The organism is Streptomyces sp. NPDC107528, from assembly GCF_055639295.1.
Window position 1 is genome coordinate 234,748 of record NZ_JBVKAV010000008.1, and the last position, 12,250, is coordinate 246,997.

12 protein-coding genes are annotated in these 12,250 nt (G+C 71.4%); 6 read left to right on the top strand and 6 right to left on the bottom strand.

Features of this window, described 5'->3' with window-relative positions:
- Positions 1–29 precede the first annotated feature (29 nt).
- Both ACZ7L5_RS25995 and ACZ7L5_RS26000 read left to right on the top strand, forming a co-directional pair.
- Positions 30–1,187 carry an acyl-CoA dehydrogenase family protein gene (locus tag ACZ7L5_RS25995; RefSeq protein WP_328881486.1) on the top strand — a complete coding sequence of 386 codons (1,158 nt, stop codon included), beginning with the start codon at positions 30–32 and terminating at the stop codon, positions 1,185–1,187.
- A gap of 35 nt (positions 1,188–1,222) precedes the next feature.
- Positions 1,223–2,089: an acyl-CoA thioesterase gene (locus tag ACZ7L5_RS26000; RefSeq protein WP_471519188.1), complete on the top strand. Its 867-nt coding sequence runs from the start codon at positions 1,223–1,225 to the stop codon at positions 2,087–2,089.
- Between the two features lie 31 nt (positions 2,090–2,120).
- On the opposite strand, the gene ACZ7L5_RS26005 is transcribed toward ACZ7L5_RS26000, so the two are convergent.
- The 3 genes from ACZ7L5_RS26005 to ACZ7L5_RS26015 form a co-directional block, all read right to left on the bottom strand.
- A complete protein-coding gene (locus ACZ7L5_RS26005; RefSeq protein WP_471519190.1) occupies positions 2,121–2,630 on the bottom strand; it encodes a GNAT family N-acetyltransferase in 510 nt (169 codons plus the stop codon).
- Between the two features lie 16 nt (positions 2,631–2,646).
- Positions 2,647–3,435 (bottom strand): phosphatase, encoded by a 789-nt coding sequence (locus ACZ7L5_RS26010; RefSeq protein WP_328881489.1) that lies wholly within the window; start codon positions 3,433–3,435, stop codon positions 2,647–2,649.
- Between the two features lie 73 nt (positions 3,436–3,508).
- Positions 3,509–5,704 carry a PucR family transcriptional regulator gene (locus ACZ7L5_RS26015; RefSeq protein WP_471519192.1) on the bottom strand — a complete coding sequence of 732 codons (2,196 nt, stop codon included), beginning with the start codon at positions 5,702–5,704 and terminating at the stop codon, positions 3,509–3,511.
- A 144-nt stretch (positions 5,705–5,848) separates the two neighbouring features.
- Between ACZ7L5_RS26015 and ACZ7L5_RS26020 the strand changes: the two genes are divergently transcribed.
- From ACZ7L5_RS26020 to ACZ7L5_RS26030, 3 genes are read left to right on the top strand one after another with little or no spacing between them, the layout of a single operon-like run.
- Positions 5,849–7,303: a sodium:solute symporter family protein gene (locus ACZ7L5_RS26020; RefSeq protein WP_471519194.1), complete on the top strand. Its 1,455-nt coding sequence runs from the start codon at positions 5,849–5,851 to the stop codon at positions 7,301–7,303.
- 57 nt (positions 7,304–7,360) lie between these two features.
- The gene (gene speB, locus ACZ7L5_RS26025; RefSeq protein WP_328881492.1) at positions 7,361–8,341 is read left to right on the top strand and encodes an agmatinase; all 981 of its coding nucleotides are present in this window, start codon (positions 7,361–7,363) and stop codon (positions 8,339–8,341) included.
- Positions 8,338–10,026 carry a thiamine pyrophosphate-binding protein gene (locus ACZ7L5_RS26030; RefSeq protein ID WP_363037708.1) on the top strand — a complete coding sequence of 563 codons (1,689 nt, stop codon included), beginning with the start codon at positions 8,338–8,340 and terminating at the stop codon, positions 10,024–10,026. The genes speB and ACZ7L5_RS26030 overlap by 4 nt, the downstream gene beginning before the upstream one ends.
- Positions 10,027–10,039: 13 nt before the next feature.
- Here ACZ7L5_RS26030 and ACZ7L5_RS26035 read toward each other — a convergent pair whose 3' ends face one another.
- The 3 genes from ACZ7L5_RS26035 to ACZ7L5_RS26045 form a co-directional block, all read right to left on the bottom strand.
- Positions 10,040–10,267 (bottom strand): hypothetical protein, encoded by a 228-nt coding sequence (locus ACZ7L5_RS26035; protein WP_363037710.1) that lies wholly within the window; start codon positions 10,265–10,267, stop codon positions 10,040–10,042.
- 119 nt (positions 10,268–10,386) lie between these two features.
- Positions 10,387–11,187 (bottom strand): endonuclease I family protein, encoded by an 801-nt coding sequence (locus ACZ7L5_RS26040; RefSeq protein WP_471519197.1) that lies wholly within the window; start codon positions 11,185–11,187, stop codon positions 10,387–10,389.
- Positions 11,188–11,383: 196 nt separating this feature from the next.
- Positions 11,384–11,533 (bottom strand): hypothetical protein, encoded by a 150-nt coding sequence (locus ACZ7L5_RS26045; protein WP_471519199.1) that lies wholly within the window; start codon positions 11,531–11,533, stop codon positions 11,384–11,386.
- A gap of 166 nt (positions 11,534–11,699) precedes the next feature.
- On the opposite strand from ACZ7L5_RS26045, the gene ACZ7L5_RS26050 reads away from it, so the two are divergent.
- The gene (locus tag ACZ7L5_RS26050) at positions 11,700–12,221 is read left to right on the top strand and encodes a hypothetical protein (protein ID WP_471519201.1); all 522 of its coding nucleotides are present in this window, start codon (positions 11,700–11,702) and stop codon (positions 12,219–12,221) included.
- The last annotated feature ends 29 nt before the right edge of the window (positions 12,222–12,250 follow it).

The window sequence follows — 12,250 nt, forward strand, 5'->3', positions numbered from 1 at the left end:
TTAGACATGTACCGGTGGAGGTGGGCGGCGTGCGCCGTACGGTGTTCAACGAGGATCACGAGGCGTTCCGGGAGACCATCCGCGCCTTCATCGAGGCCGAGGTCGTCCCGGTCTACGACGAGTGGTTCGCGGCGGGCCAGGCGCCCCGCGACTTCTACTACAAGCTCGCCGAGCTCGGCGTCTTCGGCATCCGCGTCGACGAGGAGTTCGGCGGCGCCGGCATCGAGTCGTACAAGTTCGAAGCCGTGATGTACGAGGAGACCGCGCGCGCGGGCGTCCAGTTCGGCGGCTCCGGCGTGCACGTGCTGCTCGGCCTGCCGTACATCAAGATGCTCGCCTCCGACGAGCAGAAGAAGCGGTTCCTGCCGAAGTTCGTCTCCGGTGAGGAGATGTGGGCGCTGGCGATGACCGAGCCGGGCACCGGCTCCGACCTCGCGGGCATGAAGACCACCGCCAAGCTGAGCGAGGACGGCACGCATTACGTCCTCAACGGCGCCAAGACCTTCATCACCGGCGGTGTGCACGCCGACCGTGTGATCGTCTGCGCCCGCACCGACGCGCCCAGCGCCGAGGACCGCCGCCACGGCATCTCCCTGTTCGCCGTCGACACCAAGTCCGAGGGCTACTCCGTCGGCCGCAAGCTCGACAAGCTCGGCCTGAAGACCTCCGACACCGCCGAGCTGGCGTTCGTCGACGTGAAGGTCCCGGTCGAGGACCTGCTCGGCGAGGAGAACAAGGGCTTCTACTACCTCGGCCACAACCTGGCCTCCGAGCGCTGGGGCATCGCCTTCGGTGCCTACGCGCAGGCCAAGGCCGCCGTCCGGTTCGCCAAGGAGTACGTGCAGGACCGCACCGTCTTCGGCAAGTCCGTCGCGTCCTTCCAGAACACCAAGTTCGAGCTGGCCGCCTGCCAGGCCGAGGTCGACGCCGCCGAGGCGGTCGCCGACCGCGCGCTGGAGGCCCTGGACGCCGGCGAGCTGACCCCCGCCGAGGCCGCCTCCGCGAAGCTCTTCTGCACCGAGGTCGCGCACCGTGTGATCGACCGCTGCCTCCAGCTGCACGGCGGCTACGGCTTCATGAACGAGTACCCGATCGCCCGCCTGTACGCGGACAACCGCGTCAACCGGATCTACGGCGGCACCAGCGAGATCATGAAGTCGATCATCGCGAAGGACATGGGCCTGTAAGGTCCGCGCAATTACCTGCCAGTAGAAAAGGTGCCATGAACCAGGCACTACAGGGACTCCTCGATCTGCTCGACCTGGAGCAGATCGAGGAGGACATATTCCGCGGCCAGTCCCGGTCCGCCGTCGTCCCACGCGTCTTCGGCGGACAGGTCGCGGCCCAGGCGCTCGTCGCCGCCGGGCGGACGGTCCCCGAGGACCGGCACGCCCACTCGCTCCACGCGTACTTCCTGCGCGCCGGGGACCCGGGCGCGCCCATCGTCTACAACGTCGACCGCATGCGCGACGGTCGCTCCTTCACCACCCGCCGGGTGGTCGCGGTGCAGCACGGCAAGCCGATCTTCGCCCTGTCGGCCTCCTTCCAGCTGTACGAGGAGGGGATGGACCACCAGGCCCCCATGCCCCCGTCGCCCGACCCGGCGACGCTGCCCACCTCGGAAGAGCGGCTGCGGGACTACGACCACCTCGATCCGGCGGTGGTGGAGAAGTTCCTGGAAGCACGCGAGGCGGTCGACCTGCGCTATGTCGACGAGCCGCCGTTCGGCAGGTTCGGCGAGCCCCGCGAACCGCACTCCCAGGTGTGGTTCCGCACCAACGGCAAGCTGGCCGACGACCCCCTGCTGCACGTCGTACTCGCCACGTACGTCTCCGACATGACGCTCCTCGACTCCGTCCTGCTCGCGCACGGGCGGGGCGGCTGGGCGGTCGGTGACGTCGTCGGCGCCTCGCTGGACCACGCGATGTGGTTCCACCGCCCGTTCCGCGCGGACGAGTGGCTGCTGTACGACCAGGAGTCACCGTCGGCGCACGGCGGACGCGGCCTCGGGCAGGCCCGCATCTACACCCAGGACGGGCAGTTGGCGGTGTCGGTGATCCAGGAGGGCGTGGTCCGGATCCCGCGGTGACCCGCCCGGGCCCTGCCCGCAGGCCCTGACGTCAGGCCAGATCGACGCGAGGGTCGACGGCCCAGTGGTTGCTGTGCAGGACCCGGTCGGCGAACGTCACCTCGCGTTCGCCGAGCAGCCGGAAGCCGAGCGAGCGGCAGATGCCGTTCGAGGCTCCGTTTCCCGTGGCCGGGAAGGCGTGCACGACACCCCAGCGGTCCTCGTCCCGGGCCTGTTCGAGCAGGGCCCGGACGGCGCGCTTTCCCAGCCCCCGGCCCTGGAACTGCGGCAGAACCATCCAGCCGATCTCGGACACGGCCCCTTCGTCGGTGTCGTACGACCAGATGGTCACGCTCCCCGCCACCACGTCGGGCGTGTCCGGCGCCGGCACGATCATCTTGATCCAGGCGAGATCCGCCGCCGCCTCCCGGGCGTCCCGCAGGACCTTGTCCCGCATGCCCTCGCGCGGGAGGGGGCCGCCGAGGTCCCCCATCATGTCGGGATCGCAGCGCATACGGACGTAGGCGTCGACGTCGTCAGGTGTGACGTTGCGCAACAGCATCGGTCCCAGGTCCGTTCTAGCCGAGCCCCGCCTCCGCCAGCAGGAACGCCGTCATCGGGTCGTAGTGACGCGGGCTCACCACATGGTCGTCCAGCGGTACCACCACCTGCACCGTCCCCTCCGCCTCCGCGAGGAACAGCGCCGGGTCGTTGCAGTCCGCGTAGCCCATGGAGTCCACCCCGTGCTGTCCGGCGTAGCCCGCCCAGCCGTGGTCGGCGACGACCAGGTCCGGCAGCGGACGTCCCTCGCGCTCAAGTCCCCTGAGGATGGCCTTCATCGGCTCCCCGGAGTGGGTGTGCCAGAGGGTGGCGCCGTGCTCCAGGACCGCGACGTCCGCGAACTGCATGACGTAACCCTCGTCGGTCTGGAGACCTTCCGGGATCACGACGATCTCGCAGCCGGCCGTGCGCAGCGCGTCCGCCGTCGCGCGGTGGACGTCCAGCAGACCGCCCGGGTGGCCCGTCGCGAACAGGACTCGCTGGCCGCCGTCCGCCGCCTTGCGCAGCCGGGCCGCCATCCGCTCCAGCGCGGCCACCGTCAGCTCGGGGTCGATGGTGTCCTGGCCGTGGCGGTGCTCCGCGTCGTCGTTCACGCCGACGCGCTCCGCCATCACCGCGAGCACGTCCTGCTCGTCGGTCCAGCGGTCGCCGAGCTCCAGGCCGAGCCAGTAGTGGCGGTCGCCGTTCGCCAGCTTGCGGTAGTGGGAGAGGTTGTTCTCGCGGGGCGTGGCGACGTCGCCCGCGATACGGGTTCTGACGAGGTGGTCGACGAGCTCGGCGCGGCTGGGTGTCCCGGGTATCGGCATGGTTCCCATTGTGAGGCAGACAACTGCGGGAACGGCCGAGTCCGGGGCGCGTGCGACGCGGGTCACTTGCGGATCATGGCTCGATCCGGCGCAGGGCGAACCACAGTTCCATCCGTACGTCCGGGTCGTCCAGGTCCGTCTCCAGCAGCGCCGCGCACCGGGCGATCCGCTGCCGGACGGTGTTGCGGTGGACGGACAGGGCGACGGCTGTGCGGTCCCAGCTGCCGTGCAGGGAGAGCCAGGTGCGCAGGGTCTCCGTGAGCGGGGCGGTGAGCGGCGCTAGGAGGTCGCGGGCGTGGGCCTCCGCCTCGTCCGGGGCGAGCAGGTCGGCGAGGGCCGGGCGCTGGGTGCCGTGCCGGAACAGGGGCGTACGGGTGGCCCTCGCCCTGGACAGGGCCCGCGCCGCCTGGGTGTCCGCCGCGGGCCAGTCCGGCGCTGACGCCGGGGCGCTGACGCCCAGGGTCCAGCCCGGCTGCGGGGCCGGTTCGCGGTCCGCCGGGGCGAGGACGCGTACGACGTCCGGCGCCAGGTCGACCAGCGGGGAGCCCAGGGCCGCGCCCAGCGCGGAGGCGGCCACGGGGTCGCAGGGCTGGGTGTCGGGACTGCCGTGGACCACCAGCCAGTGCTCGGCACCCAGCAGCGGGGCCACCGCCTCCGGCTCGGCCCCCAGCAGCATCCGCACGAGCGCCGACGACCGTGCTGCTCCCGAGCCGCTCTGGTGCTCGCCGGTGAGAAGGGAGAGGAGTACGGCGGCGACGGAGGCGATGGTGTGATCGCCCGAGTCCCGGCGCGCGGCGGCGACACCGAGGACGAAGCCCTGTCCGCTGCCGAGGGCGTAGGCGGAGAGGTGGGTGCCGGCGATGGTGTCGGAGGCGGAGGAGGGGGTGGCGGGCGCCCCGGCACCCGCGCGCGGGGCTTCGAAGCGGGCGGCCTGCCCTGCGACGCCGCGACTGCCTGCCCGCGCGGCACCCGGGGCGCCGGTCGGCCGGGTGGCCGGGGCTCCCGTGGTGGCTCCCGGGGTGGCTCGCGCGGGGTGCGAGCCGGTGGCCGGTGGGGTGCTTTGCGGGCCGCCGGTCGGTCGGGCGGGGTCCGGGTCGGTGGCCGGAGGGTGCGGGCTGCTGCCCGCTCGTGCGGCGCCCGGGACGCCGGTCGGCCGGGTGGCCGGGGCTCCCGGGGTGGCTCGCGCGGGGTGCGAGCCGGTGGCCGGTGGGGTGCTTTGCGGGCCGCCGGTTGGTCGGGCGGGGTCCGGGTCGGTGGTCGGGGGTTGCGGGCTGCTGCCCGCTCGTGCGGCGCCCGGGACGCCGGTCGGCCGGGTGGCCTGGGTGCCGGTGGCCGGTCGGGTGGTTTGCGGGCCGCTGGTTGGTCGGGCGGGGTCCGGGTCGGTGGTCGGGGGTTGCGGGTATGTCGTTGCTCGGGCGGTTTGCGGGCTGTTGCCCGCTCGTGCGGCGCCTGGGGCGCCGGTCGGCCGGGTGGCCTGGGTGCCGGTGGCCGGTCGGGTGGTTTGCGGGCCGCCGGTCGGTCGGGCGGGGTCCGGGCCGGTGGCCGTGGACGTGGGCTGCGGGTACGTCGGCGTGTGGGGGCCGGTTGGCTGCCGTGCGGGCTCGCCGCCCGCCGTCGGCACCACCGGCCGTACCACGCCCGCCAGCTCCGCCAACGCCGCCCGCACCGCGGCCCAGGGCGCCGTGCGCCCTGCCTCCCCGATCACCGCCCCCTCCGGCCCGTACAGCACCGCCCAGCCGCCCACCCGCTGGGCCAGCTGTCGCAGGACCGCGGGTACCGGGTCCGGGCGGGACGCCGCCGCCGCGAGGCTCTGCTGGGCCTCCGTCACGCGGCGCAGTTCGGCGTGGCGGGCCTGGGCCATGAGTCGCCAGACCGCGCGGGCCACACCGGAGAAGGTGGTCTGCGGCGGGACCTCCAGGAGCGGGAGGCCGTGGGCGTCGCACGCCGCCACCAGGGCGCGCGGCACCGTGTCGTGGACCGGGGCGAGCCCGAAGCCGAGGGCCGCGCCGCCCGCCGCGACGATCCGCGACACGTAGTCGTCGAAGTACGTGCCCGAACCCGCCGCCTCCGGGACGTGGACACCGGCCGTCAGCAGCAGCTCGCCGCCCAGGAGGTAGGGAAAGGGATCGGCCATTTCCGAGGTGTGCGCCCAGTGGATCACCGTGTCCGCGTCGGCGGGTCCGGCGATCCGGCGCAGGGCCAGATCCTCTCTGGCCAGCAGCGCGGAGAGCGGTACCGGGGGAGTGGGCGGAACGGCTGGCTCCGGCATGTGGATGTTTCCTTCAGTCGCACAACCGCAGATGGATGAAACGTACACTTCGCAGTCGCTTTCCGGCCACCTAGTGTCGACCCCTGTCACCCGCCGGCGACTTCGAGTGTCCGAATTTCGAGTGTCCGATTGAGGGAGGTCCCTGTGGCCGTCGACTACGCAGTCATCGTCGTCTATCTGGCCGGCATGCTGGCCATGGGCTGGTGGGGCATGCGCCGCGCCAAGTCCAAGAGCGAGTTCCTGGTAGCCGGGCGCCGGCTCGGGCCGACGATGTACTCCGGCACCATGGCCGCGATCGTCCTCGGCGGCGCGTCCACCATCGGCGGTGTGGGGCTCGGCTACCAGTACGGCCTCTCCGGTGCCTGGATGGTGTTCACCATCGGCCTCGGCCTCCTCGCGCTCTCCGTCTTCTTCTCGGCCCGCATCGCCCGCCTGAAGGTCTACACCGTCTCCGAGATGCTCGACCTGCGCTACGGCGGCCGGGCCGGCGTCATCTCCGGCGTCGTCATGTGGGCGTACACCCTCATGCTCGCGGTCACGTCGACCATCGCGTACGCCACGATCTTCGACGTCCTCTTCGACATGAACCGCACCGTCGCGATCATCCTGGGCGGCTCGATCGTCGTCGCCTACTCGACGCTCGGCGGCATGTGGTCGATCACGCTCACCGACATGGTGCAGTTCGTGGTGAAGACCGTCGGCGTGCTCCTGCTGCTCCTGCCCATCGCCGTCGTCAAGGCCGGTGGGTTCAGCGAGATGAAGGCCCAGCTGCCCACCGAGTACTTCGACCCGCTCGGCATCGGCGGCGAGACGATCTTCACCTACGTCCTGATCTACACGTTCGGCATGCTGATCGGGCAGGACATCTGGCAGCGCGTGTTCACCGCCCGCAGCGACACGACCGCCAAGTGGGGCGGCACCGTCGCGGGCACCTACTGTCTCGCCTACGCCCTCGCCGGCGCCGTCATCGGCACGGCGGCCAAGGTGCTCTACCCCAAGCTCGGCAGCCCGGACGACGCCTTCGCGACCATCGTCAAGGACGAACTCCCGGTCGGTGTACGCGGGTTGGTGCTGGCCGCCGCCCTCGCCGCCGTGATGTCCACGTCCTCCGGCGCGCTCATCGCCTGCGCCACCGTCGCCAACAACGACATCTGGTCACGCCTGCGGGGGAGAATCACGACCGGTGAGCGCGACGAGGTGCAGGGCAACCGCGCCTTCATCCTCATCATGGGCCTCGCCGTGATCGGTACGGCCATCGCACTCAACAACGTCGTCGAGGCGCTGACGGTGGCGTACAACCTGCTCGTCGGCGGACTCCTCGTCCCGATCCTCGGCGGACTGCTGTGGAAGAGGGGCACGGCACAGGGCGCGCTCGCCGCCGTCACGGTCGGCGGTCTCGCCGTCGTCACCCTGATGGCGACCTACGGCATTCTCGCCAACGAGCCCGTCTACTACGGCCTGCTGTCTTCCCTCGCCGCGTACATCGCCGTCTCCTTGATGACGAAGCCGACCGACGCGGCCGTACTCGCCGCCTGGCGTGAGCGCCTTGCCGGGCGGGCTCCCGAACTCGCGTCCGAACCGGTGCCGGCTCACCAGTAGAGTCATAGGCAGATATCACTCATACGCGATGAAGCGTAGGAAAGAAGGCATTTCACTATGACTGGCAACGAGACGCCCCGCGGCCCCGTCGACTCCTCCCGCATCCCGCGGTACGCCGGACCCGCGACCTTCGCCCGGCTCCCGCGCCTCGACGAGGTCGGCCGCGCCGACGTCGCCGTGGTCGGCGTGCCGTTCGACTCGGGCGTCTCGTACCGGCCGGGCGCCCGCTTCGGCGGCAACGCGATCCGCGAGGCGTCCCGGCTGCTGCGCCCGTACAACCCGGCGCAGGACGCCTCCCCCTTCGCCCTCGCGCAGGTCGCGGACGGCGGCGACATCGCCGTGAACCCGTTCAACATCAACGAGGCCGTGGAGACCGTCGAGGCGGCCGCCGACGACCTGCTCGGCACCGGCGCCCGCCTGATGACCCTGGGCGGCGACCACACCATCGCGCTGCCGCTGCTGCGCTCGGTCGCCAAGAAGCACGGCCCGGTCGCCCTGCTCCACTTCGACGCCCACCTCGACACCTGGGACACGTACTTCGGCGCGGAGTACACCCACGGCACCCCGTTCCGGCGGGCGGTGGAGGAGGGCATCCTCGACACCGAGGCCCTCTCCCACGTCGGCATCCGCGGCCCGCTGTACGGCAAGCAGGACCTCACGGACGACGAGAAGATGGGCTTCGGCATCGTCACCTCGGCGGACGTCTACCGCCGCGGCGCCGACGAGGTGGCCGACCAGCTGCGCCAGCGCATCGGCGACCGCCCCCTCTACATCTCCATCGACATCGACTGCCTCGACCCGGCCCACGCGCCCGGCACCGGCACCCCCGAGGCCGGCGGCATGACCTCGCGCGAGCTGCTGGAGATCCTGCGGGGCCTGGCGTCCTGCAACCTGGTCTCGGCGGACGTCGTCGAGGTGGCGCCCGCGTACGATCACGCCGAGATCACGTCGGTGGCCGCGTCCCACACGGCGTACGAACTCACCACGATCATGTCCCGCCAGATCGCGGCGGCCCGGAAGGACTCGGAAGCGAAGTGACTCACGACCACGACCTGGTACTCCGCCCGACTCAGGCGCAGATCGACGCTGCCCTGAATCCACCCGCCGGGCGCAACGGCGGGGACCTGGTCGTGGAGACGCTGGCCGGGCTCGGCGCGACGACCGTCTTCGGGCTGCCCGGCCAGCATGCACTGGGCATGTTCGACGCGTTGCGCCGTTCCGACCTGCGGTACATCGGGCTGCGGGTGGAGAACAACGCCGGGTTCGCGGCGGACGCGTACGGCCGGATCACCGGCGAGGCGGCCCCGCTGCTGCTGTCGACGGGCCCGGGGGCGCTGACCTCGCTGGCCGCGTTGCAGGAGGCGGCCGCGGCATCGGCGCCCGTGCTGGCGATCAGCAGCCAGATCCCGACGGCGGGGCTGGGCGGCGGCAGGCACGGCTATCTGCACGAACTCCCCGACCAGGCGGCCTCGTTCAGGGGCGTGGTGAAGTCGGTCCACACGGTCCGCACCCAGTCCCAGATCCCCTCCGCGCTCGAAGCGGCCTGGAAGTCGGCGCTGACGGCCCCGCACGGCCCGGTGTGGGTGGAGATCCCGCAGGACGTGCTGCTCGCCGAGACGTCGGTCCCGGTGGTGACCGGCGGCGACGCCTTCCCCGAGGAGCTGCCGCCCCGCCCCGAACTGACGGCGGTCGCCGCCCACCTGCTCTCGCACGCCGAGCGCCCGGCGATCATCGCGGGCGGGGGAGTGGTACGGGCGGACGCCTCGGGCAAGCTGAGGCAACTGGCGGAGACGCTCCAGGCGCCGGTCGTCGCGACACCCGGCGGCAAGGGCGCGTTTCCCTGGACGCACCCGCTGTCCCTCCAGTCCTGGATCGAGGACCGGCACACGACGGACTTCCTTGAGGACGCCGACGTACTCCTGGTCGTCGGCTCGGGCCTCGGTGAACTCTCCTCGAACTACCACACGTTCAAGCCGCGGGGCCGAGTCATCCAGATCGAGGCGGACCTCGGCAAGCTGGAGTCGAACCACCCGGCACTGGGCATCCACGCGGACGCGCGGCTCGCGTTGCAGGCGCTGCTGGAGACGGTGACGGAGCGCACCGACCCCACCGCGTCCGAGCGGGTACGAGCCGTCCTCGCGAAGGTCGCCGACCGCATCGCCGCCCAGGAACTCACCCTGGAGCAGGACGTGCTGGCGTCCGTCCGCAAGGCGCTCCCCGCCGACTCGCCGTCGTTCTGGGACATGACGATCCTGGCCTACTGGGCCTGGTCGGCCTTCGACGCCAAGGGCCCCAACCACATGCACACCGCCCAGGGCGCCGGCGGCCTCGGCTACGGCTTCCCGGCGGCGCTCGGCGCGGCCGCCGCGGACCCGACCCGCCCGGTGCTCGCGGTCTCCGGCGACGGCGGGGCCCTGTACTCGATCGCCGAGCTGGCCACGGCCAGGCAGTACGACCTGCCGGTCACCTGGCTGATCGTCGACGACGGCGGCTACGGCATCCTGCGCGAGTACATGACGGACGCCTTCGGCGAGGCCACGGCGACGGAGCTGACCCGCCCCGACTACGTGGCCCTGGCCGAGTCCTTCGGCGTCCCCGGGGTCCGTACGACCCCGGAGACCCTGGAGGCCGACCTGGCGAAGGCGCTGTCCGAGCCCGGGCCCTCGGTGGTCGTACTCCCGGCCGTGCTGCGGATGTTCGCGCCGACGCACCTCACGGTGTGATGCCCGAGGCGGCCTAGTCGCGCGTGTCGTCGACGTGGTCGCGGTCGTGGCAGGCGTCGTCCACCGCGGGGCCGGTCCACGGTGCGGCCAGCGGGACGAGCGCGAGTGCCTCCCTGCAAAGGTTGGCGGTGGAGTAGCCGGCGATGTTGATGCGGCCCCGGTCTCCGTCGTCGGCCTGGGCCGGGGCGGCGAGTGCGAGGACTGCCAAGGTGAACGCGGCGAGCGCGCTGATCTTCTTCATGGCCGGGTCAACGGCAGCAGATACGCGCAGGTCACTACGCTGCACAGGTGGTAGCCGGACGCGCCAGGGCCGACGGGGCCCCTGGCGCGTCGACGGCTGCTGAAACAGGGCCGGGTGGCCTACCAGATCGCCTCGACCCACTCGGGGTGGTCGATGAACGGGTTGCGGTTGCCCTGGTAGCTGTCGTAGATGACCTCGTTGCGGCGCTCCTCGAAGGCGTTCGGCGGGTCCTCGTCGTTCCACTGCTTCAGGACCGAGAGGCGGCCGTGGTACGGGACGCTGCCGTTGATCGAGTCGTTGGCCTCCAGGTCGGGCCAGCTGTCGTCGCCCTCGTAGCGGACCGCCATGTAGAGGATCATGCGGGCCACGTCGCCCTTGACGGCGTCGCGCGGCTCGAAGGAGTTGGAGTCGGTGAGGCTGCCGCCGGAGTTGGTGAAGCTGCTGCCGCCGTTGTCGAAGTCCTTGTTGCCGCGGATGCTGTTGACCTGCACGTCCTCGGGGCGCAGGTGGTGCAGGTCGGTGCCGGGGCCGGCGGAGGTGCCGAAGTCGCCGTGGGACTGGGCCCACACGTGCTCGCGGTTCCAGTTGCCGGTGTTGCCGCCGTTGAGGGACTTGCTGCGGGAGATGCCGCTGTAGAGCAGGATCACGTTGTTGCTGTTGTTGGGGTCCTGGTCGGTGACCTTCAGGGCGTTCCAGACGGCCGAGTACGAGAGCCTGGTCTGGTCGCCGATGATCTCGTGGAGCGAGTCCTTCAGGGCCGTGCCGGTCTTGCCGATCGCGTCGGCGTAGTACGTGTCGTCGTACTCCGTGGTCGTCGCGGCGGCCGGAGCCGCGGTGAGCGCCGGGGCGGTGAGGCCGACCAGGACGGCGGCCGTGGTCAGCGCGACCGACTTCCAGCTGCGTATGCGTGTCGCCGGCATGTGGGGGTCCCATCTACGCGGGTTGAATGGAGGCGGCAAACGGGAGAGTGACATGGACATGTGGTCGTGTCGAGGGTTTGCACGTGTCCATTGGGTGACGGGAAGCGGCAAAACAGGGCTTGTCCGCGCGAGTTGACACGACGAAACGGCCCCCGGCGGGTGGACCGGGGGCCGTTGGGCGTGGCGCGGGTCGGGGTCAGTCGACGTCCGACGGGTCCAGGCGGTAGATCGCCGACTGGTTGCTCTGCGGGGAGGTGTTCGCGCTGGAGCCGGAACCGGAGCTGTAACTGGAGCCGGACGTTGAGCCGTACTGGCTCTCCTTCACCGCCGTCCCGTTCATCTGCACCCACTGAGTGAGTGCGGATCGCAACCCGGCAGCGGTCGGCGCGGTACTACGCTGAACGCCATCTCACCACCGGGAGCCGGCACAAGTCCCGTTTCCGGTCCGTGAATTGGAGGCATTGATGCACGCTGCGGTATCCGCGTCGGCCCGAAGACGTGGCTTTGGCTGTGTGGTAGGAGCGGCAGGGCTGCTCGCCGCAGTGGGATGCTCGGCGGACGCGACCGGCAGTGGTTCCGGAGGCGGTCCCGGAGGGGGCAAGGCCACTCGGAAGCCGAGCGCGTGCTCGCTGCTGAAGGCCGATGACGTCCGATCGGCTTTCGGCGGTGTCGGGGACCCCTTCAACAGCACCCGGCCCGATGCCATCGACGGACAGCGCCCGTGGGGGTGCACATGGGGCAACCAGAGCTCCTACGCGAGCGTCGCGGAGACCGACGCGGAGCGCTATCGCGCCGACATCAAGGCACCTGGCGGGGACGTGATTCCCCAGAACATCGGCGAGGGAGACTCCTTCGCGGTCTACCCGGCCGCCGATGACGAGCCGATGCGGTTCGCTTTCACCGTTGGGTCGGCCTACTACCGGCTGACCGTGGTTCCGGCACGCGACGGGGACTACCCGAGATTCCAGCAGAGCGACATCGGTACCGACCTGCTCCGGCTGCTGATTCCGGCCATGGAAGGCGCTCTGAGCTGACGCCCGGCGCAAGTCGCGGTCGCGATCGG